This window comes from Flavobacterium glycogeni, from assembly GCF_048286775.1.
In the GTDB taxonomy this organism is placed as follows: domain Bacteria; phylum Bacteroidota; class Bacteroidia; order Flavobacteriales; family Flavobacteriaceae; genus Flavobacterium.
Window position 1 is genome coordinate 19,939 of sequence record NZ_JBLVPV010000027.1, and the last position, 21,562, is coordinate 41,500.

26 protein-coding genes are annotated in these 21,562 nt (G+C 33.3%); 19 read left to right on the forward strand and 7 right to left on the reverse strand.

The features are described 5' to 3' along the window. Nucleotides 1–55: 55 nt before the first annotated feature. Nucleotides 56–568 (forward strand): nuclear transport factor 2 family protein, encoded by a 513-nt coding sequence (locus ACNQGX_RS16070; RefSeq protein WP_417977935.1) that lies wholly within the window; start codon nt 56–58, stop codon nt 566–568. 15 nt (nt 569–583) lie between these two features. On the opposite strand, the gene ACNQGX_RS16075 is transcribed toward ACNQGX_RS16070, so the two are convergent. Then, the gene (locus ACNQGX_RS16075; RefSeq protein ID WP_417977937.1) at nt 584–2,176 is read right to left on the reverse strand and encodes a L,D-transpeptidase family protein; all 1,593 of its coding nucleotides are present in this window, start codon (nt 2,174–2,176) and stop codon (nt 584–586) included. Between the two features lie 306 nt (nt 2,177–2,482). Here ACNQGX_RS16075 and trmB point away from each other — a divergent pair, with 306 nt between their 5' ends. Genes trmB through ACNQGX_RS16090 form a run of 3 tightly spaced genes read left to right on the forward strand, consistent with a single transcriptional unit; the run spans nt 2,483 to nt 4,209 of the window. Next, nucleotides 2,483–3,160: a tRNA (guanosine(46)-N7)-methyltransferase TrmB gene (gene trmB, locus ACNQGX_RS16080; protein ID WP_417977975.1), complete on the forward strand. Its 678-nt coding sequence runs from the start codon at nt 2,483–2,485 to the stop codon at nt 3,158–3,160. Between the two features lie 30 nt (nt 3,161–3,190). Beyond that, entirely contained in the window at nt 3,191–3,826 is a 636-nt protein-coding gene (locus ACNQGX_RS16085) for a LysE family transporter (RefSeq protein WP_417977938.1), read from the forward strand. A gap of 53 nt (nt 3,827–3,879) precedes the next feature. Continuing rightward, nucleotides 3,880–4,209, forward strand: a complete 330-nt coding sequence (locus ACNQGX_RS16090; protein ID WP_417977940.1) for an MGMT family protein — start codon at nt 3,880–3,882, stop codon at nt 4,207–4,209. A gap of 148 nt (nt 4,210–4,357) precedes the next feature. Here the strand turns inward: ACNQGX_RS16090 and ACNQGX_RS16095 are convergent, their stop codons facing one another. Then, nucleotides 4,358–4,909 (reverse strand): hypothetical protein, encoded by a 552-nt coding sequence (locus ACNQGX_RS16095; RefSeq protein WP_417977942.1) that lies wholly within the window; start codon nt 4,907–4,909, stop codon nt 4,358–4,360. A gap of 339 nt (nt 4,910–5,248) precedes the next feature. Between ACNQGX_RS16095 and ACNQGX_RS16100 the strand changes: the two genes are divergently transcribed. The 3 genes from ACNQGX_RS16100 to ACNQGX_RS16110 all read left to right on the forward strand — a co-directional run bounded on the left by ACNQGX_RS16100 (nt 5,249) and on the right by ACNQGX_RS16110 (nt 7,304). Then, a complete protein-coding gene (locus tag ACNQGX_RS16100) occupies nt 5,249–6,379 on the forward strand; it encodes an Mrp/NBP35 family ATP-binding protein (RefSeq protein WP_417977944.1) in 1,131 nt (376 codons plus the stop codon). Between the two features lie 79 nt (nt 6,380–6,458). Continuing rightward, complete coding sequence (locus tag ACNQGX_RS16105) at nt 6,459–6,698, forward strand: NifU family protein (protein ID WP_091172742.1); 240 nt, start codon at nt 6,459–6,461, stop codon at nt 6,696–6,698. A gap of 288 nt (nt 6,699–6,986) precedes the next feature. Beyond that, nucleotides 6,987–7,304, forward strand: coding sequence for a 2Fe-2S iron-sulfur cluster-binding family protein (locus ACNQGX_RS16110; protein WP_073205174.1), 318 nt, complete (start codon nt 6,987–6,989; stop codon nt 7,302–7,304). 32 nt (nt 7,305–7,336) lie between these two features. Here ACNQGX_RS16110 and ACNQGX_RS16115 read toward each other — a convergent pair whose 3' ends face one another. The 4 genes from ACNQGX_RS16115 to ACNQGX_RS16130 all read right to left on the reverse strand — a co-directional run bounded on the left by ACNQGX_RS16115 (nt 7,337) and on the right by ACNQGX_RS16130 (nt 10,946). Next, entirely contained in the window at nt 7,337–8,233 is an 897-nt protein-coding gene (locus ACNQGX_RS16115) for a serine/threonine protein phosphatase (protein WP_417977946.1), read from the reverse strand. 53 nt (nt 8,234–8,286) lie between these two features. Further along, nucleotides 8,287–9,069: a DUF3050 domain-containing protein gene (locus tag ACNQGX_RS16120; RefSeq protein ID WP_417977948.1), complete on the reverse strand. Its 783-nt coding sequence runs from the start codon at nt 9,067–9,069 to the stop codon at nt 8,287–8,289. A 78-nt stretch (nt 9,070–9,147) separates the two neighbouring features. After that, a complete protein-coding gene (locus tag ACNQGX_RS16125; RefSeq protein ID WP_417977950.1) occupies nt 9,148–9,648 on the reverse strand; it encodes a DinB family protein in 501 nt (166 codons plus the stop codon). A gap of 119 nt (nt 9,649–9,767) precedes the next feature. Then, nucleotides 9,768–10,946, reverse strand: coding sequence for an acyl-CoA dehydrogenase family protein (locus ACNQGX_RS16130; protein ID WP_131915590.1), 1,179 nt, complete (start codon nt 10,944–10,946; stop codon nt 9,768–9,770). Nucleotides 10,947–11,220: 274 nt separating this feature from the next. On the opposite strand from ACNQGX_RS16130, the gene ACNQGX_RS16135 reads away from it, so the two are divergent. Continuing rightward, nucleotides 11,221–12,894 carry a helix-turn-helix domain-containing protein gene (locus ACNQGX_RS16135; RefSeq protein WP_417977952.1) on the forward strand — a complete coding sequence of 558 codons (1,674 nt, stop codon included), beginning with the start codon at nt 11,221–11,223 and terminating at the stop codon, nt 12,892–12,894. Nucleotides 12,895–12,904: 10 nt separating this feature from the next. Here ACNQGX_RS16135 and ACNQGX_RS16140 read toward each other — a convergent pair whose 3' ends face one another. Beyond that, nucleotides 12,905–13,096: a hypothetical protein gene (locus tag ACNQGX_RS16140; RefSeq protein WP_417977954.1), complete on the reverse strand. Its 192-nt coding sequence runs from the start codon at nt 13,094–13,096 to the stop codon at nt 12,905–12,907. 284 nt (nt 13,097–13,380) lie between these two features. Between ACNQGX_RS16140 and ACNQGX_RS16145 the strand changes: the two genes are divergently transcribed. The 11 genes from ACNQGX_RS16145 (at nt 13,381) to ACNQGX_RS16195 (ending at nt 21,347) form a co-directional block, all read left to right on the forward strand. After that, complete coding sequence (locus ACNQGX_RS16145) at nt 13,381–14,949, forward strand: vitamin K epoxide reductase family protein (RefSeq protein ID WP_417977956.1); 1,569 nt, start codon at nt 13,381–13,383, stop codon at nt 14,947–14,949. A gap of 90 nt (nt 14,950–15,039) precedes the next feature. Next, nucleotides 15,040–15,234: a hypothetical protein gene (locus tag ACNQGX_RS16150; protein WP_417977957.1), complete on the forward strand. Its 195-nt coding sequence runs from the start codon at nt 15,040–15,042 to the stop codon at nt 15,232–15,234. A gap of 12 nt (nt 15,235–15,246) precedes the next feature. Beyond that, nucleotides 15,247–15,453, forward strand: a complete 207-nt coding sequence (locus ACNQGX_RS16155; RefSeq protein ID WP_417977959.1) for a hypothetical protein — start codon at nt 15,247–15,249, stop codon at nt 15,451–15,453. Between the two features lie 184 nt (nt 15,454–15,637). Continuing rightward, complete coding sequence (locus ACNQGX_RS16160; RefSeq protein WP_417977961.1) at nt 15,638–15,793, forward strand: hypothetical protein; 156 nt, start codon at nt 15,638–15,640, stop codon at nt 15,791–15,793. A gap of 176 nt (nt 15,794–15,969) precedes the next feature. Further along, a complete protein-coding gene (locus tag ACNQGX_RS16165; protein WP_417977963.1) occupies nt 15,970–16,146 on the forward strand; it encodes a hypothetical protein in 177 nt (58 codons plus the stop codon). Nucleotides 16,147–16,521: 375 nt separating this feature from the next. Further along, nucleotides 16,522–16,704 carry a hypothetical protein gene (locus ACNQGX_RS16170; protein ID WP_417977964.1) on the forward strand — a complete coding sequence of 61 codons (183 nt, stop codon included), beginning with the start codon at nt 16,522–16,524 and terminating at the stop codon, nt 16,702–16,704. Nucleotides 16,705–16,787: 83 nt separating this feature from the next. Continuing rightward, nucleotides 16,788–16,988: a hypothetical protein gene (locus ACNQGX_RS16175; protein WP_417977966.1), complete on the forward strand. Its 201-nt coding sequence runs from the start codon at nt 16,788–16,790 to the stop codon at nt 16,986–16,988. 86 nt (nt 16,989–17,074) lie between these two features. Further along, nucleotides 17,075–17,245 carry a hypothetical protein gene (locus ACNQGX_RS16180; protein WP_417977968.1) on the forward strand — a complete coding sequence of 57 codons (171 nt, stop codon included), beginning with the start codon at nt 17,075–17,077 and terminating at the stop codon, nt 17,243–17,245. Nucleotides 17,246–17,380: 135 nt separating this feature from the next. Continuing rightward, a complete protein-coding gene (locus ACNQGX_RS16185; protein WP_417977969.1) occupies nt 17,381–19,573 on the forward strand; it encodes a peptidase domain-containing ABC transporter in 2,193 nt (730 codons plus the stop codon). Between the two features lie 96 nt (nt 19,574–19,669). After that, entirely contained in the window at nt 19,670–20,026 is a 357-nt protein-coding gene (locus tag ACNQGX_RS16190; protein WP_417977971.1) for a four helix bundle protein, read from the forward strand. A 1-nt stretch (nt 20,027) separates the two neighbouring features. Beyond that, nucleotides 20,028–21,347 carry an HlyD family secretion protein gene (locus ACNQGX_RS16195; protein ID WP_417977973.1) on the forward strand — a complete coding sequence of 440 codons (1,320 nt, stop codon included), beginning with the start codon at nt 20,028–20,030 and terminating at the stop codon, nt 21,345–21,347. Nucleotides 21,348–21,562 lie beyond the last annotated feature (215 nt).

Consider the following 21,562-nt stretch of genomic DNA (forward strand, 5'->3'; position numbering starts at 1 on the left):
TTTTGTTTTTAAATCGAATATTTTTATCCAATAAATTCCTGAAAATCCAAAAATTATGAAAAAAATAATGCTGTTCTCTTTAAGTATTTTACTGTTTTCATCCTTTATCTCAGCAGATCAAGACAATACTAAAGAAAAAATAAAAATCAATTCGGTACTTGATGCTTGGCATAAAGCCGCTTCGGAGGCAAACTATAATTCTTATTTTAATTTGATGACGGATGACGCTGTTTTCATTGGTACCGATGCGACCGAAAATTGGAATAAAACGGCTTTTCAAGCGTATGCAAAACCGCATTTCGATAAAGGAAGAGCATGGAGTTTTACCGCTTTGGAACGCCATATTTATTTTGATAAAACGGGTAAAACAGCTTGGTTTGATGAGTTGTTGAACACTCAAATGAAGATTTGCCGTGGTTCAGGCGTTTTGGTCAAAATAGGTAAGGAGTGGAAAATAAAACACTACGTTTTGTCCATGACGATTCCAAATGACAATTCGAATGAAGTTATAAAAGTGAAGGCTTCCCTGGAAGATGCGATGATAAAAAAGCTACAGTCCAAACAATAAATTTATTTGGAATCATCAGAGAATAATAAGTTCGGCTAGGTGGTCGTCCCTGATGTAAATATCGTTATAAAAACTGATTTCCCCGGAATCGTTTACCCAAGTGGTGAAATACCCAATGTGAATCGGAATTTTCTTTTTCAATATGCAAGTCGTTTCGACCTCGCCTTTCATGGCCTCATTGATACGTTCTACTGGCCAGTCCGGATCGTCTTTTAAAATCAAAAACGCCAGTTCTTTGGCCTTGTCCATATTGATGCAACCGTGGCTATAGGCTCGGTACTCGTATTGAAATAAATCTTTAGACGGGGTATCATGTAAATAAATATCATCAGAGTTTGGGAAGACAAACTTAACGAGTCCCAAGGAGTTTCTGGGGCCGGGTTTTTGTCTGGGATTCCCATTGTTCCATTCTATATTATGGGTTGTCATATAGTCTTCGTTCAAAGTCATTAAGTCCTTTAATTCATTTTCAATGATGCTTTTAGGAATGTTCCAATAAGGGCTGAACACTATTTTGGTTATATTGCTGCTGAGAACAACCGTTTTGGTCATGTTTTTACCCACAAGCACTTTCGATTCTAATATATTTATACCATCTTTTTTATAAAAAAGTTTATAGGATGGAATGTTGATTATGATATGTTCATCGGATTTTGCGAACTCTGGGGCAATCCACCGGCAACGTTCCATATTCACTATGATGCTTTGGATGTATTTTTCAATTGGGATGTTCATGCGTTCAATGTGCTTTGATGCAATGAGATAATCCGCTTTATAACCATGTCTTTTTTTATAATTCAATACGCCGGCCATTAATTCCTCATCGTATACATTACTTTTGGAATCCTGTTGTAAATCTCCGGTGACGGCCAGACGTTGTCTGATTTGGCGAATGGTTGTAGAGCTGTCGTTTGGTTTGTATATTTTTTCCAAAGAATCTATTGCTATGGGATTCCAATCGCCATTTTTCTCTATCTGACGGTATTTTTTTAAAACATCACGCAGTTTGTAATATTGTTCAAATAACAGGTTTTTATTATTGCTTAATAATTCAGGATCAACTAATAAAGAGTCCAATAAGTCTTGGTAAGAGAGGTTTTTTCTTGGTAAAAGCCATCCCATTTCCTTGGTTTTCTCTGTGTCGATTCCCTGAAAGACTTTTTTAGCATAAAAAACATACATCGAGGACAGCATGAGTTCGGTATCGGTATTGGATAAATCATCTGCGGATTTCTCGTTAAAAATTCCGTCAATTTTATCTTTATAGGCTAAGGTGGATTTTAGTCCTTCTTCCTCCAATAGATTTATTTTAGCATACAATAAATTGGCAGACTCAATAAGTCCTTTGTCATCATGCCAGATAGCGTTGTAGTTTCGTTTTTTGTACAAAGCAGTAACGTCCGACTGGTATTTTTTTAAATAGGGATATTTTTTGAAAAAACGGACAACATCAACGCTGTCAAGGGATTTGTCGGCGGTAGATTCCTGAAAGACATACAGGGCAAAAGCAATCATCTTAGCCGTCAGATTTTCATTTCTGTTATGGTAAACAGTGACAAGCGAAAAGCCAAATAATATAACTGCTATGGATAAAACATATTTTCTCATGGCATAATTATTTATATAAAGGTAAAGAAATATATTCGTGGTATAAAGTGAATTAACAATGCGTTTGCTGTTAAAATGCTTATTTGGTGTGCATTATGTTAATTTTCTGACTTTATTTGTTTCAGATAAATTGAGGAAATGACGGAAAAACAGCTGCGCTTATGGAAGGCTTTCGAATAAATACGATGCAACCGAAAAAATAATTTTGCAATTGCAAAGGTTTTCGAAATGATTTTCTTCATTTTTTCTCCGGTAAACCATTCGGTCTTATATATTTCCTTAATTTTGCCGAAATATTCTGAAAAAGTGGGAAGCAAAAATAAATTAAAAAGGTTCAAGGAAAACGAAACATTCGATAACGTTTTTCAACCAACGAGAGAAGAAGTAGTAGGAGATTTATTTCCGCTTAGAGGCAAATGGAATTCGGAATTCTTCAAAAACGAAAATCCATTAGTGCTGGAATTAGGCTGTGGAAAAGGGGAATATTCAGTAGGTCTTGCCGAAAGATATCCAAACAAAAATTTTGTGGGAATCGATATCAAAGGGGCGCGTTTCTGGCGTGGTGCCAAAACTGCTGTTGAAACCGGATTGCATAACGTGGCTTTTATCAGAACCCAAATTGAATTAATCAACCATATTTTTGCTGAAAATGAAGTGGATGAAATTTGGATTACTTTTCCGGATCCACAAATTAAATACAAACGCACGAAACACAGAATGACGAATTCGGAGTTTTTGCAATTGTATAAAAAAATCCTTAAAAAAGACGGTGTCGTAAACTTAAAAACCGATAGTGAATTCATGCATGGATACACCCTTGGATTGTTACACGGCGAAGGACATGAAGTTTTATATGCAAATCATAATGTATACGTAAACGAGGGAAGTCCGGAAGAAGTGACTGCATTTCAAACTTTTTATGAAAAACAATATTTGGAAGTTAACAAAGCAATTACGTATATTCGATTTAAAATTAAAGAATAGTTTTACTTTTTTGATTCTTGTACCTTGCCTATGAATTTAATTACTTCCTTGTTTTTGGGTTTCATTACTGCCTTTGTAGGGATTACGCCTCCGGGATTAATCAATATGACAGCCGCCAAAGTGAATCTGAAAGAAGGAAAGATAAGTGCGTATTGGTTTGTTTTAGGAGCGGTAGTTGTAATTTTTTTCCAAGCGACACTGGCAATACTATTTGCACGGTACATTGAAGGTCGGCCAGATGTGATTGTTTTACTGCGAGAAGCGGGATTTGTTATATTTTCGGTATTAACCATTTATTTCCTGTTGATTGCCAAAAAACCAAAAGCTAAGAAAGAGAAAATTAAAAAAAAGAGTATATCCACTCGTTTTTTTCTTGGGATGCTGCTTTCTGCACTTAATTTTTTCCCCATTCCATATTATGTTTTTGTAAGTATCACTTTGGCTTCTTATAAATTGTTTGTTTTTGATATTTCTTATGTTTTTATTTTTGTGACCGGTGTGGTATTGGGCTCTTTTTTAGTTTTTTATTTATACATCACTTTCTTCCAGAAAATTGAAAATAAAACGGATTATATGATGAAAAACATGAATACCATCATAGGAAGTATAACAGGATTAATAGCTGTAATCACTTTAATCAACATTATTAGATATTACTTGGGATAGTTTTTTTAAACAAAAGATAGAATAAAAATACCGTTTTTATCCGATTTACAGATATGTCAAACGATAACTTTTTTGAACGCGTGTACGCCATCGCCAGACAAATCCCTTACGGGAAAGTCACTTCTTATGGCGCTATTGCAAAGGCTTTGGGAACAGCTCGTTCTGCTCGAATGGTGGGTTGGGCAATGAATGCTTCGCATAATCTCGAAGATGTTCCGGCGCATCGTGTGGTGAATCGAAAAGGATTGCTCACAGGAAAACTTCATTTTGACGGAACCAATCTGATGCAGCAATTATTGGAAAACGAAGGCATAACGGTTATTGACAGCCAAATTAAGGATTTCGAAAAACATTTCTGGCAACCGGAAGTTAGGCAGCAATGATCAGTCGCAGTTTTTAGTATCATTGCAAGGAACGAAGAAGTCACCCTAAGCTAGTCATTTCCATAAAGGAGAAATTCCGGATAATTTCACATTTTTTACATATTAATAGCCGTATTTCAATTTTGGAAGCTCCTCTTCGTTATTGTCTTTATTTTTTATTGCCATTGTCATTGCCATTGCTATTGTTCTTTTTATGAACCATTTCGGCTATTCGGATTAAATATGCTTCGATAGTTTCACGCTCTCCAATTGGGATGTTCTCCAATAAACTATCAAATCCATTAATTAAATTGGTGTATTTCTCAAATGTATCCTCGAGTAGTTGGTCGTTTTTTGTTTCCCAATAATTCCCTTCATCGGTAAGATCAAAATTTTCTAAATATTTTTTGTTTATATAATCGAAGATGTTAATCAGTTGTTTGTGGATTTTTGGGCCGGCAAATTGTGTTTTTACTGACAAGTAATTATCGTCTAACTCATTTATGGAAACCTTCGAAGGTTCTAAATTATAGAAAGCGCACATTTTTCCATTGGATAGAAAAGTCAAGCAAACGACTTCACAATTGGGTGGACTGAAACAAATGCCATAAATGGAATCATTATAGGAATCAAGAGTAAAAGCATGGTTTGGAAACGCTTCTTCAAAAACATGAAATTTCCATTGGCTTGCCTGTGAAATGTCAGCCACTTCTTCAATCATTTTTTTTAAAGATTGAGGTTTTTTCAGTACTCCCTTATAATGAAAACTTAATCCCATGTTTTTTTCTTATAAATTTAAATTATAAATTTTGTTTTATTAGGCTTAATGATGTTGTTTTTTAATTAAATCAGAAAGATAAATACCTTCCTCTCTATAGGTTAGTGTTGGGGAATTATAAGGCTGAAATTCTCTAATAATCACCCTCAATTTCTTCATCAATAAATGCAATACAAATCCTTTATAATAAGAACTTAATCTGTTATCTTTGTAATCTGAAATCAGTTTAAATAAAGATAATATTCTGGCGCTGAAATGCCAATAGAAAACAGTAAACTAAAAATGAAATTAGATAGAAAAGACATTCTTAAAGCTTTAGAAACGATTACTATAGCTGGAGAAGGAAAAAATATGGTTGAAAGTGGAGCAATAGCAAATGTGATTACTTTTGGCGATGAGGTTGTAGTAGATTTAGTATTGCACACACCGGCGATGCACATTAAAAAACGTGCTGAAGACGATATCAAAAAAACAATTCTTGAATTAGTATCTCCGGATGCTAAAATCAAAATCAATAGTAAAGTTGAGGTTCCGGACAGGCCGGAAATCAAAGGGAAATCAATACCAGGAATCAAAAATATTATAGGTGTTGCCTCTGGTAAAGGAGGAGTGGGAAAATCTACTGTGACTGCAAATTTAGCGGTATCATTAGCTAAAATGGGTTTTTCAGTAGGAATCCTTGATGCCGATATTTACGGGCCCTCTATGCCAATCATGTTTGACGTAGAAAATGAAAAACCAGTTTCTGTAACAGTCGATGGGAAATCAAAAATGAAACCTGTTGAAAGTTACGAAGTAAAAATTCTTTCTATTGGATTTTTTACAGCACCAAGTCAAGCGGTAATTTGGAGAGGACCAATGGCTTCTAAAGCCTTGAACCAAATGATTTTTGATGCTGACTGGGGAGAATTGGATTTTATGTTAGTCGATTTGCCACCAGGAACAGGCGATATTCACCTTTCTATCGTACAATCATTACCAATTACGGGTGTTGTAATAGTAAGTACTCCACAAGCAGTAGCTTTGGCCGATGCTAAAAAAGGAGTTTCGATGTTCATGTCAGATGCGATAAATGTTCCTGTTTTAGGAATTATTGAAAACATGGCGTACTTCACACCAGAAGAATTACCTGAAAATAAATACTATATCTTTGGAAAAGAAGGAGCAAGAAACCTTTCGGAAGACTTAGGCGTACCATTCCTTGGCGAAGTGCCAATCGTACAATCTATTCGTGAAGCAGGAGATTACGGTCGTCCGGCAGCGATGCAAACCGGTTCAGTTATCGAAACTGTTTTTGAAGAAATCACCAGAAATGTAGTACGGGAAGTAGTAAGTAGAAACGAAAGTTTACCTGCGACTGAGGCTGTTAAAATCACAACTATGGCCGGTTGTTCAGCAGTAAATAAAAAATAGACTACTTAGATTTTTAGACTACTTAGACAAACTAAGAAATCTAAAAATCTAAAAGGGCTAAAAATCCAATAATCTAATTATGACAACAGAAGAATTATTAGTAGAAGTTCAAAAAGCACTCGAAGAAATCAGACCTTTTTTGAATTCTGACGGCGGTGACATCACACTGATTTCCATCGAGGACGACAAACACGTAAAAGTGCGTCTCGAGGGAGCATGCACCAGTTGCAGTGTAAACCAAATGACACTCAGAGCCGGCGTGGAAACCACCATCAAAAAGTTTGCACCACAAATAGAGACTGTTGTAAATATTCTATAAATTTGTCATCCTGAGCGCATTCCGATGGCTATCGGAAGAAGGAGGACGTGACCCTTTTAAGAAAAAAGGCTACTTGTTTTAACGGGTATGGGCCTTTTTTCTTAAAAGTGTCGGGCTATCCGCGCTACTTCGGTAGCTGGTTGCTATCCCTTACAAAAAAAGTTAAAAGGTTAGATGTTAAGAGTAAAAAGTTAGAAGTTGAAAAACATTTAAATTTTGAACACCTAAACTCTCAACCTATAACTTTCAACCCATAACGAATAACTCATAAACGAATAACCCATTAGCATGGATGTATTAATAAAAATTAAAGATAGAGAAGGAGTAGTGCATGAATTACAGGCTCCAACAGATATGGCCATGAATATCATGGAATTATGTAAAGCCTATGAACTTCCTGTAGAAGGAACTTGTGGCGGAATGGCCATGTGTGCTTCTTGTCAATGTTATGTTCTTAATGACGTGCCTTTGCCGGAAATGGGTGATGATGAAGAAGCGATGTTGTCAGAAGCATTTTACGTAAAATCAAACAGTCGTTTGGGCTGTCAAATCCCAATCACGGAAAGCCTCGAAGGATTAGAACTGGAGTTGGCTCCGGAAAATTAATGAAAAAGCGTTTGCCTCGGCTAACGCTTTTTTTATTTGTAATCTTTTAGATTCGTCGGGCCTTCAAGTACTTCTCTCACAACCTGAAGAATGCCATTCTCTTTAGTATCGATAAACCATTTTGTAAGTGTTATCGTTCCGTTTACAATTTCAATTCCAGTGATGCTTCTGGGATGTACGCAACTTCCGTCATTGAAATAAGGTGTTGATTTTTCATTTGGATACGAAAAACTAGGACGATGTGTATGGCCTACAATGGTAATTTTACGATTGTTATTCTCAATCCATTTTTTTATGCGCAGTTCTATTTTTATACGTTCCAAATAATTTTTGGCGGGACTTGTAGGATCTGATATTCCCCAAATTTGCAACGGTTTCCATAAGACGCGCACCATAAACCTGTTGATTTTCCAACCAATGTAATTCATGAAATCAGCTTGATGACCGTGGGTTAAAAACAGTTCCTGCTTGGTTTCCTGATGAACTAAAACGATGGCTTCATGACATTTTATACCAGTAAATAAAGGTTCAATTCTGTCATTTTGGGTGTTTGTATACGTAGTAAGCGTTTTTTCTACATGATCTTTATCTCGAAAAGTCATTTCATGATTGCCCCAAATTTTATGGTATCTATTGGAATCGTGGAATTTCTTTAGTAAAAGATACACGTTTTTGTGTGCTTCAAAAATAGTTTTGAAAAAAATATTTTCCCATAATTCATCCCCGTCACCCAACTCACAATACGCAAAGCCATCGTTATAATATTGAGTCATTGCATGAAAATAGACGTTTCGATTGCTTGCAAAATCATCAGCAAAACTGTTGTCGCTTCTGTGACAGTCACTAAAAAGGATAAATTTTGAGTGATCGTCAAAAGGAATCCTTTTGGCTTCTTTGTAGGCCCTTGTTAATCGTTCTTGGGAAGACATTTATTTATTTTAAAAAAAATAAAGATAAATAAAAACAGTTTGCATAGCTGTTTTTAAATATATACTTCTTTATGAAGTATTTTCTCTTCAATAGCATCCCAAAGGCCAATGCGTTTCTCTAAGGCTAAAATTGAAATTTTTTCTACATCAGACCATTTTTGAGCATCAGTTCCACAAAGTTCTGTTATCATTTTCATTGCCATTGGACCATGGTCGTCAGCATCCAATTCGATATGTCTTTCGAAATAATAAATGAGCTTGCTCAAATCAGTTTTTGGGAAATTTTCTTGAAAGTTTTTCAAAATAGCGGTAAACATGCCTGGAATTAGATCTTCTCTTCCAAAAGTGAAAGCAGCTGCAATTTCATGCGATTTTCCTTCGTCAATAACTCTGAAAGTAAAGTCTAAGAAAGCTTTGGTATTTGGGTGTAAATTACTTTTTGTAATAGCAACAAATATGTTTTTAAGCGAATTTACTTCGGATAAAAAATGCTCAATTCCAGCGGTGTTTGCTCCACAGGCTTGCATCGCTTCAATGTACATTTCATAATGACTTTGGCGACGGCCATCAATTGTCAAATCGGATTCTTCAGCAAGGACTATTTCGTTTATCAAATACCTGGTTTCAGGGTTTTCTGTTGCAAACCAAGGAGTTGTTGTGCAGGTTAATTTGGATTGTAATGCTTTTAATAAGGACATGAAGTCCCAAACTGCATATACATGGTTTTCTTGAAAACACTGTAAGTCCTCAATAGTTTTTACTTTTTTATATAAAGAATGTTGTAACAATAGTTCTTTTTGGGGCTGAATGCTATTGTTGATTGTTTCAATATTCATAAGTGGGATTTTTATGTAAATATAAAAAAGCTTCTTGTTTCTAAAAAGCTTTTAACATTGATTTTGCAAATAGTATTGTTAATTATTTCCTTCATCGGCTGTAGGGCCATACATAGCAGGGACAACGGCTCCAACCGCGCGTATGTAGGCAGACATTTGTCCTCTATGATGAATGGTGTGGTTCATCACAAACATTCTGAATACGGAAAGTTTTGGCATCGTGAAATAAACAACTTCTCCATTTTTCATCGTCCAATTTTCATTTAGCGTTTCGTTGCTTACTTCGCTTAACAGCTTTTGTGCATCGGCTACGTTTTTGTCAAAGAAAGCAACCAATTCTTTAACGGTTCTAAATTTTTTTGGAATGTATTCGAAAGTTGAGAAATCTAATTGAGGGTATAAAAACGTGAAGCCAACCCAAGTTGGAATTTCAGCAATATGATTGGCCAATTGTGCCAAACTCATCGCTTTTTCATTCGATTGATAATCGAGATCTGCTTCGGGAATGGCTTCAAGCATTTTTCGGGTATTTGCCATTTCATGTTGAAATTCGGGCATTAGGAATTGACTTAAATTCATATTTTTTTGATTTAATGTTTAATTAAAAGTAGTAAATAGTTTTATTCTTTTACAATTTATAGAATAAAAAAAAGAGCTCCTAAAATTTAGAAGCTCTTTTGAATGTCATTTTTAATATGTTATTTAAAAGCTGGAATTCCAGTAATATCCATTCCAGTAATCAATAAGTGAATGTCATGGGTTCCTTCATAAGTAATTACTGATTCAAGATTCATCATGTGACGCATGATAGAATACTCTCCGGTAATTCCCATTCCACCTAGCATTTGTCTGGCTTCACGAGCAATATGGATTGCCATATCTACATTATTTCTTTTAGCCATTGAGATTTGAGCTGTTGTTGCTTTGCCTTCATTTCTCAAAACGCCTAATCTCCAAGTTAATAATTGTGCTTTAGTGATTTCAGTAATCATTTCGGCCAATTTCTTTTGTTGCAATTGAGTTCCTGCAATAGGTTTGTCAAACTGGATTCTTTCTTTAGCATAACGCAAAGCGGTATCGTAACAGTCCATGGCAGCACCAATAGCGCCCCAGGCAATTCCGTAACGTGCTGAATCAAGACAGCCAAGTGGTGCTCCTAATCCAGATTTATTTGGCAATAAGTTTTCTTTTGGCACTTTTACATTGTCAAAAATTAACTCCCCAGTTGATGACGCACGAAGCGACCATTTGTTGTGCGTTTCAGGAGTAGAAAAACCTTCCATTCCACGCTCTACGATTAAACCGTGAATTCTTCCTTCTTCATTTTTTGCCCAAACAATAGCAATATCTGCAAACGGTGCATTTGAAATCCACATTTTGGCGCCATTCAATAAATAATGATCACCCATGTCTTTAAAGTTGGTAATCATGCTTCCAGGATCTGAACCGTAATTAGGTTCAGTTAATCCGAAACATCCCATAAATTCTCCTGTAGCTAACTTTGGTAAGTATTTTACGCGTTGCTCTTCATTTCCATATTTCCAAATCGGATACATCACCAAAGATGATTGTACAGATGAGGTAGAACGAACGCCAGAATCACCACGTTCAATTTCTTGCATAATTAAACCGTATGAAATCTGGTCTAAACCGGCACCACCGTATTCTTCTGGAATATAAGGGCCAAAACCACCAATTTCACCCAAACCTTTTATGATTTGTTTTGGAAATTCAGCTTTTTGAGCATATTCTTCTATAATAGGAGACACTTCACGTTTTACCCATGCACGGGCAGAATCACGTACTAGTTTGTGCTCTTCTGTTAGTAAATCGTCTAAGTTATAATAATCTGGAGCTTGAAATAAGTCTGGTTTCATGGTTTGGTAATTTTAATGGAACAAATTTACACAAAGAAATATAACAAAACCATTATGAAATGTTATATTTTTAAAAAATATTTTTTTTTATGCCAATCTAGAATATTACAATATTGATGGACTCTTATTAAATTTATAGTTTTGATAATAATTTCTTATAGAATACATTTGTTTGCTTTCCACTACTATTCAAAATGAAAAATCAATGAAGTTTATACTTTGCAGTATCCTTTTTTTTATCTCATGTGTTTGTGTATCACAAAATAACAAAATTTTGTCTAACAAAGAGTATTTAATTTTACAGGATAAAGTAAGAATGCTAACAAATTCCAATATTGATAGTGCGTTTATTTATACCAACAGAATAGGGAACTCCAGTAATAATTTTCACAAGGGTTTCGCTGCGGGAGCTGAATCTTACTTATTTCAGATTAAAGGCGATAGTATTAAGTCTCGACAGATTTATAAAGAAGCGTTTATTCATCTAAATAAAATTTCCCCTTCTAAAGAAAAAAGAAAATTAAATGCTTATTTACTTAATTATGGTGGACTTTCAGATTGGAAAAGAGGAAGTTTTAGCAAGGCTTTAGATAAATATCAAGAAGGGGAAAAACTCTCTGAAAGCATTGGAGATCAAATTCAAGTTGTTAAATTCAAAAATAATATTGCTTTGATAAAAGGCGAGGTGGGGAATTATAAGTCAGCAATTTCTACCTCTAAGCAAACAAATAAAATCTTAGATGAAATAGGATATTTGTTTTCAAAAGAACAATTTAGTATCAATAAAAGCAATGTAAATTTAAATTTAGGTAAATTTTACGAAGATTATTATAAGAAAAATAACGGCAGAACAGAGTTATTAGATTCGGCTCAATTTTTTTACAATAAGGCTGTGATTTATTCTGAAGAGATGTCTTACAATAAAGTTAGAGCCATTATGAATTTAGCTAATATATATTATTTGAAAAATAATTTTATTGAAGCAGAAAAAAACTATCAAAGTGTTTTGATTATTGCAAAGGATAATGATTTTGAGAATGAATACTTCAAAACAATTTACAATTTAGGGAATCTATATTATTTCAATAAAGATTATAAAAAAGCATTAATTTTTCTTAAAAAGGTTGACTCGGCTTATTATTCTAAAAAAAATAACCAAATGGAGTTTTTGAAGTCTAATTATTATCAGGCTAAAATTTATAGTTCTGTCAATAATTTAGAAGAGGCCGCAAAACATTCAGAAATATATTTAAGTAATTATGAGAAAAGCGAATTTAAACTAAACAAAGAAATTACAGAGGTGAATTTTAAACTGAGTGAAGAAGGTTTAAAAAGTGAAATGTATAAAATTCAAAAAGGCTATAGATATAAAAGTATGTTCAATAGATTAACCATTTCCTTTTTTCTGATTTTAGTGGGTTTGTTGTTGTTATTGGTTATTAATAATACTAAAAAGAAAAGGATTGCAGAACGAAAAATAGCAGAGTTAACTGAGAAATATAAATTAAATGAGTTTAATGACTTATCCGTTATTTCAGAAAATTATAACTCAAAAGAGATAGCTTTAAAAAATAGTATTGTTACAATAAGTTTAGAAAAAGAAAAAGAAATTTTGGAGAAATTAAAAATTTTAGAAAAGAAATCTTATTATTTAAAACCTGATTTTACTCAACAATACGCAGCAAGAAAAATCAAAACAAATACTTCGTACCTTTCCATTATCGTAAACAAGCATTATAATAAAACGTTTAGTGGGTACTTAAACGAGCTTAGGATTAATTATGTAATAAAAGAAATGATTTCCAACTCAATCTACAGGAAATATTCTACTCAGGCCATTGCTGAAAGTGCTGGTTTTAAAAACGCAGTTTCATTTACTAAATCCTTTAATAAAAGAACTGGAGTTACCCCAGTTCAATTTATTAAAGGGTTAGAAAAAAATAGTTAAGTAAGCTCAATTATATTTTTTGACCTAAAACAGGTAATGGATTTGAGATTAATTTTACTATTGTGGCACCTGCACCAGAACTTGAGGAAGTGCCTGTTCCTGGTTTTTCAGGACCTGCATCCCCTCCAAAAATAGTCAGTAACTGACTCTTTAAAATCGTGTTTTTTTTAAAATTTTCAAAACTTGTTATTTTACTTTTCATAATAATTATTGTTCGGTTATGAAATAGATTATTCTACTCAAATCAAAAATATGCTATTTATGAAGCAGCAATTTCCTTTGTTGTTTTTATCATGTAAGCTTTATAAATAAAGACATAATGCTCTGATATTTAGTTAGTTGTTTGTATTTTTTTGCTTTTACAATTTATAAATTATCTGTACTGTAATTTGAAAATTGTAAAAGCAAAGCATTTATGTTTGAATAAAAACTTAATATTTGTAAGGACATTAATATCAATTATTAATTGATTTAGAGAGAAATTTTATGATAAGTTTAGTTCAAAAGTATTTAGAGATTAATCATTTTTCAAACCAAAAAGAAGGTTTTGAAGATTTGTTTCAGTCGCATCCAAATTATCCAAGTGTGTTTGCAGTAACAGATACATTAAATATGTTATCCATAGAAAATATTGCTATAAAAGTTCCAAAAGAACAATTACTTGAATTGCCCAATTCTTTCTTGGCCATTTATAATGAAGGTTTAGTTCTGGTCTCTAAGACAAGTGCTTTAATCAATATTGTTACTGAAAAAGGAGAAAAACAGGATTTGTCTTTTAATGAATTTATTACGGGTTGGGATGGAATAGTCATAGCCATCGAGCCAAATGAAACTATTGAAAATGAGAGTTTAAAAAGTAATTCAAAATGGTTAATATATAGTTTGCCAGTTTTAGCGCTAATAATAGTATCGACGATTTATAATAGTTATGGATTAAATGATTTTGTTCTTTTATTGACGTCAATAATCGGCTTACTTTTCAGTGTTTTTATTGTTCAAGAGAAGCTTGGTTTAAAAAATCAAATAGTCTCAAAATTCTGTAACATCAGCCCAAATGCATCCTGCGATTCAGTTATTAAATCAGACAAAGGAGAAATTAATAAATGGGTTAGTTTTTCAGATTTGCCAATACTTTTTTTTAGTGTTAATGTGTTATCAATAGCACTTCAACCAGCCAGTTCAAGCAATGTGGTAGGATTTCTTAGTTTACTGTCTCTTCCGGTAATTCTCTATTCTATTTGGGTGCAAAAGCGACAATTAAAAAAATGGTGTCTGCTATGCTTAGTAATCTCCTTTATTATTGTTCTTCAAAGTGTAATTTGGATTTTTATGGGACAACCATTTTTAGGGATTGCGCTTCCTAATCTTTTTTCTTATCTGATTTCTCTGATAGTGACTACTTCATTTTGGCTAGTTATAAAGCCAATCTTGGAGAATAAAATAAAAATGGAGAAATCGATAAATGAATTAAAAAAGTTCAAAAGGAATTATGATGTTTTTAATTTCTTGTTAAAGAAAATTCCTGTTGTCAAAGGATTAGATCAATTGGAAGGGTTGAGATTTGGGAATAGAAATTCCGAAGTAAATCTTACTTTAATACTTAGTCCAAGTTGTGGTCATTGTCATAAAGCATTTCAAGAGGCATTTGAGTTGGTTTCGACGTTTCCACAAAAAATTTCTTTAAATGTCTTGTTTAATATTAATCCAGAGAATAATGATAATCCATATAAAGTAGTTGTGGAGAGTTTATTAGCAATTAATAATTCTAATCTAGGCAAGATGGAAGAAGCAATATCAGATTGGCACATTCAAAAAATAGGATTAGAAAAATGGAATAATAAATGGAAGATTGATAACATTCCTATGAGAGTGAATCATCAGATAGAACAACAATACAATTGGTGTTTAGAAAATGAATTCAATTATACTCCAGTAAAAATGGTGAATGACAAGTTGTTTCCTGTTGAATATGATGTAAACGAATTGAAATATTTCCTAAATGATTTTACAGAAGAAAAAGAGCTTTTAGAAATGAATAGTTTAGTGGAAGTATAAGAAATATAAAAAACATTCTTGCAAGGATAGACACAAATTCCAAGTGTCTTAAAACGATTGGGATATTAACCAAATTTTAAACTTTATATTATGTTAAAAAACATTTTGAATTTAGAAGGAGCTCAGAAATTAACTAAGAATGAGCAAAAAATTATTACTGGTGGTATCACTGAAGCTATGGCTCAATGTTTAGCTGATGGGTGCGTAATGCAAACAGTTTCACCTGGTGCTGGTTGGGTTACAGGTTGTGGTGGTTCAAGCAGAATTTGGTGTAACTCTCTTTAAAATTTAAATGATATGTTAAAAAATATTTTAAACTTAGAAGGTGCTCAAAAATTAACTAAAAATGAGCAAAAGTCAATTAAAGGTGGTGTATATACATCTGTTCCAGCTGGATGTGACGCGCTTTATATAGCTTCGGAAGGTGGAGATGACTGTTTTAATAGGACAGGTATATCTGGTAAGATAGTTTTACTATATGATAGATATTATTGCTGTGTTTAAAACAGCAGCAATAAATTTAAAGCTATTCTGCTAAAATCAGATTTAAAATCTAGAAGGTACTCAAAAGCCACTATTATTTCTTGAAAATTAAGTCGCTTATTCTCTAGATTAAGAGCTTATAGACACAAATCCCAAGTGTCTTAAAACGATTGGGATATTAACCAAATTTATAAAACTATATATTATGTTGAAAAATATTTTGAAGTTAGAGGGAGCTCTGAAATTAACCAAAAATGAGCAGAAAGCTATTAAAGGTGGTAAAGCACCAGCCTGTTGTTTATCTTGGGATCCTATTGCTAGATATTGTTCTCAATGGGATCAAAATTGTTTGGGGCAATAAAAAACTAATATTTAGATAGCGAGTATCTGTAATCTGTTTTCTCGATATCACAAATATTTTTGCTTTTAAAAGGAGGAAGTGGTATTTGCCATTTCTTTCTTTTATAAGTTATGGACACAAACCCCAAGTGTCTCAAAATGATTGGGGTATTAACTAAATTAATAAAAACTATAATCATGTTAAAAAACATTTTAAAATTAGAAGGGGCTCAAAAATTGACCAAAAATGAACAGAAAGTAATAAAAGGAGGAGTGTGGTATCCAGCATATTGTAATCCTACTGTTTGTGCTGATCCCAATTATTTGAATGATAGTTTTTTAAGGAAGTGCAAAGCTTATTGCGACGCTATTTAATATAAACTTTCAAAGACACAGACCTCAAGTGTCTTAAAACGATTGGGGTATTAACTAAATTAATAAAAACTATAATCATGTTAAAAAACATTTTAAAATTAGAGGGTGCTCAGAAATTAACCAAGAATGAGCAAAAGTCAATTAATGGTGGGAGAATCGCTTGTGATGCAACTCATTTATGTCCAACTGGTCAATGTTGTACCAAAGGAACTTGTTGGATTTGTGTTGATTAGTTAGAATTAAAAACCCCCTTTTCTGAAATTGAATATTATGAGGTTATTAGCGTCCTCATTTTTTAAACACAGGAAAGATAGACACAAATTCCAAGCGTCTTAAAATGATTGGGATATTAACCAAATTTATAAAACTATAATTATGTTAAAAAACATTTTGAATTTAGAAGGTGCTCAAAAATTAACTAAAAATGAGCAAAAATCAATTAATGGTGGTGTGCCAAAACTTATTTGTTCAAGTCCTGATATATGTGGTAGTGCGGGAGGTGTTCCGTGTAACAATCCAAATGATTCACAGTGTTACAAAGGATGTATTTGTTATTAGATATTTCATTGAAAGAGATAGTTATAAACCACTAATTTTCTTAAAATAATTCGAGGGATTAGCCAAATTTTAAACTTTATATTATGTTAAAAAACATTTTAAATCTAGAGGGTGCTCAGAAATTAACTAAAAATGAGCAAAAGGAAATTAATGGTGGTACAGGTTGTAGTGAATATTCTATTTGCTATGAAATGGATATGATTTGTGTTAATGGAATGTGTGTTGACCAAAAAATGAGAGAAGACCCAGGTAGGGAAGACTTTTTTTATAGAAGAATTAATTAAGGATTTGTAATTACATGGCCTAAGCGTTAGTAAAGCGATTGGAATATTAACCAAATTTATAAACTATAATCATGTTAAAAAATATTTTGAATTTAGAAGGTGGTCAGGAATTAACTAAAAATGAGCAAAAATCAATTAAAGGAGGTGATCCAACGTACCCAAGTGGCGACCTTTCTCAAGGTTGTTTTTCAGGATATTACTATTGTCCGAATCCAGATAATCTTCCAGTATGTCATAAGAATTCAGATCAACTATAGTTTGTCTTTTATTCAATTCAATATTATTGAAATAATTTGAATTATAAATAGAGAGGAAGTTTTTCCTCTCTATTATTTCAAATATAGTATTTGAAATAATTTGTATTATATTACTTTTAAAATAATTAATTAAAATTGAAGAAATTCCCCAACTACATACAAGCCGATAGTAAAGATTGCGGCCCAACTTGCTTAAAAATAATTGCCAAACATTACGGAAAAACCATAAACATTCAAGAGTTACGTGATTATAGCGAGACCACTCGTGAAGGAAGTAATCTTTTATTTCTAAGTGATGCTGCTGAAAAGATAGGTTTTCGAACATTAGGCATAAAACTCAATCTAAAAAGATTGGAAGAAGCTCCATTACCTTGTGTGTTGCACTGGAACAAAGAGCACTATGTGGTGCTGTATAAAATAAAAAAAGGGAGTTATTTTATTTCGGATCCTGGATTCGGTTTAATAGAATACAACCAAAAAGATTTCATAAAATTTTGGATTGGCAACAATGCAGATGAGACCACCGAAGAAGGCATTGCCTTATTACTCGAAGCTACACCAAAATTCTTTCAATCTGAATTTGATGCAGCAGACAAAAAAGGGTTGGGTTTTGGTTTGTTATCCCAATATGTATTGCGATACAAATCATTTCTAATGCAGTTAAGTGTTGGCTTGCTTGCCAGTAGTTTGTTACAGCTTGTTTTTCCTTTTCTTACGCAAAGTATTGTTGATGTTGGGATTCAAAACCAGAATATTCATTTTATCTATCTGATTCTGTTTGCACAATTGTTCCTTTTTGCGGGAAGAACAGGATTGGAACTTATAAGAAGTTGGATATTATTACATCTTTCCACTCGAATAAATATATCCTTGATTTCAGATTTCTTTATTAAGTTAATGAATCTGCCTATTTCTTTTTTTGATGTTCGGATGACGGGTGATATTATGCAACGAATCAACGATCATCATCGTATAGAACGCATACTTACTACTTCATCATTAAACGTGTTATTCTCGGTGATCAATATGTTTATTATGGGAGGGGTTTTAGCCTATTATAACCTTCAGATATTCTTCGTTTTTTTTGCCGGAAGTTTGTTGTATTTCGGTTGGATCACCTTGTTTTTAAAACGAAGAGAAGTGTTGGATTATAAACGATTTTCCGAAGTTTCCCAAGAACAAAGCAAAGTCATGGAACTTATCAACGGGATGCAGGAAATAAAACTGCATAATGCCGAGAAGCAAAAACGATGGGGGTGGGAATATGTCCAAGCGAGATTGTTTCGGGTTTCTATAAAAGGTCTGGTTCTGGAACAAACACAAACTATTGGCTCGTCCGTAATTAACGAGTTGAAAAACATTTTTATTATTTTCCTTTCGGCAAAATTGGTTATCGATGGTTCAATTACCTTAGGGATGATGATGGCGATAAGTTCCATAGTTGGCAGCTTGAACGGTCCTATTACACAGCTTATCGAGTTTGTACGTGAGGTGCAAGATGCTAAAATATCATTAGCTAGACTATCGGAAATTCACGAAAAAGAAGATGAAGCGCAACAAGAAGTGTATCAAACCCATGATATTCCAAAAGATAGTGCTATTGAGATTAAGAATCTTTCCTATCGTTATTTGGGGTCAGATGTCCCAGTTCTGGAACATTTGAACTTGACCATTCCTGCCCATAAAGTAACAGCAATTGTTGGGGTGAGCGGCAGCGGAAAAACTACCTTAATGAAACTGTTGCTTAAGTTCTATGAACCGGATAAAGGGGAAGTTAATATTGGCAATACCAAGCTTAAAAATATCGCCCAAAAAGCTTGGCGCGCTAACATTGGCGCGGTTATGCAAGAAGGTTTTATTTTTAATGACACCATTGCTAATAATATTGCGGTTGGAGTTGATAGTATCAATAAAGAACGATTGGTTTATGCTGCCGATGTCGCTAACATAAAAGAATATATTTCTGGTTTGCCATTAGGCTATAACACCAAAATTGGTTCCGAAGGTGTAGGGATGAGTACGGGGCAGAAACAAAGATTGTTGATTGCCAGGGCGGTGTATAAAAATCCTGAAATGTTGTTTTTTGATGAAGCTACTTCCGCATTGGATGCCAATAATGAAAAAGAAATTATGGGAAAATTAGATGTTTTCTTTAAAAATAAAACCGTGGTAGTGATTGCGCACCGATTAAGCACAGTAATGAATGCAGACCAAATTGTTGTTTTGGATAAAGGAAAAATTATTGAAATGGGAAGCCATTCTGCTTTAGTGGAACAAAAAGGAAATTATTTTGAATTGGTTAGAAATCAATTGCAATTAGGAAATTAAGCAGGAGTAGGAAGATGGAAGTAGGAAGAGGGAAGAGTAAAATAGGGTTTTCTGACTCCCAGCTTCCAGCTCCAAACAAATTAAATAACAACAATCATGAGTTTTAAATTTGAAAAATTAATAATTTGGCAAAGAGCCATGGATTTTGGAGAAGATATTTATAAGCTCTCGCTGGAATTCCCTAAAAATGAAATGTATAATCTTTGTTCGCAAATTCTTAGGGCTTCAGATTCTGTAGCTTTAAATATCTCGGAGGGTTCAATTTTACAATCAAATGCCGAATTTAATCGGTTTTTAGGATACTCTGTTCGTTCATTGGCAGAAACGGTAACCTGTTTGTATAAAGCAGAGAGAAGGAATTATATGACCAAAGAAATATTTGAAAAACATTATAATGAAGCTTTTAATTTAATGAATATGTTAATTGCCTTCAAATCTAAAATAAAACAGTAAAATGTCTGAAAGAAGAACTCCTAACTCCCAGCGCCCAACTCCCGACTTCCAGCTTAGAAGCGAAGAGGTTCAAGATATTCTCACAAGAGTTCCACATTGGATGATCCGTTGGGGTACCGTTTTGATTTTTGGAATTATCCTGATGCTTTTTTTTGTTTCTTGGTTTGTTAAATATCCGGATGTTATAACAACACAAGTTACTATCACGACAAATATTCCGCCTGAAAAGTTGGTGGCAAAAACTTCTGGGAGAATTGAAGCAATTTTAATAACCGATAAGAATAAAGTTGCAGCAAATACACCTTTAGCAATAATTGAGAATCCTGCTAATTATAAAGATGTGTATGTATTGAAAAGCGTCATTGATACAATAAATATTAATTCAAAGAAAAATAATTTTCCTTTTGGGTTATTGAAAAATGTGCAATTGGGTGATATTGAAAGTGCCTTTTCTGCCTTTTATACAGCTTATATAGCGGATGAGCTTAATTCAGATCTGCATCCTTTTCAAATCGAAAATAAGGCTAATAATTCAGAAAGTATTCAGATTAGAGAGCGTTTAGATCTTTTGCAACAACAAAAAAGCATAAATGAATCTGAATTGCTGCTTCAGAAGAATGATGTGAATCGATTTGAAATTTTATTTAATAAAGGGGTGGTATCTGCGCAAGATTTTGAAAATAAGAAATTGGGATATCTTCAAGCCGAGAAAAATTATAAAAGTCTGTTGAGCAGTATTTCGCAATTAAAATCATCCTTAATTAGTAATAATAGAAATAGCGAGGGCACAAGAATTAACGGAACCAAAGAAGAAGTTAATTTGGAAAGTAACAAGATTCAATCTTTTTATCAATTGAAGAAAATCATAAAAGATTGGGAATTGGCGTATGTGTTAAAATCATCTATTGAAGGACGAGTTTCTTTTTTACAAATTTGGACAGAGAACCAGACCATAACTGCAGGGGATAATGTATTCTCCATAATTCCCACGTTAGAAAAAGGATATGTGGGCAAAGTAAAAGCTCCGGCTCAAAATTCCGGAAAAATTAAGATGGGTCAACGCGTTAATATTCGTTTGGCAAATTTTCCTGATAGAGAGTTTGGCGTGTTGAAAGGTAAAGTGAAAAATATTTCATTGGTGCCGGATAAAGAAGGGAATTTATTGTTAGATGTTTCACTTCCTGAAAATTTGGAAACAAATTATAAAAAAAATATTCCTTTTCAACAGGAAATGACAGGCTCTGCTGAGATTGTAACTGAAGATTTACGTTTGTTAGAAAGAATATTATACCAGTTTAAAAGCATTCTTAAAGCAAACTAAAGTTTCAAATAGAACTCCTTAGTCAAGGCAATGTATTCTGGAGTATAAATATGCCTACGGTTTCAATGGTAAATACGGGGTTGTTCCAATTAAAAGTTTTATACCAAACACATGTATTATATAGTCCAAATTTCATCTAAAAACACATAGCTATATCCACAGATACTCATTACCTCTTTTTTGCTTGTAGCTTTTACGAGGTTAGTAATGAAATC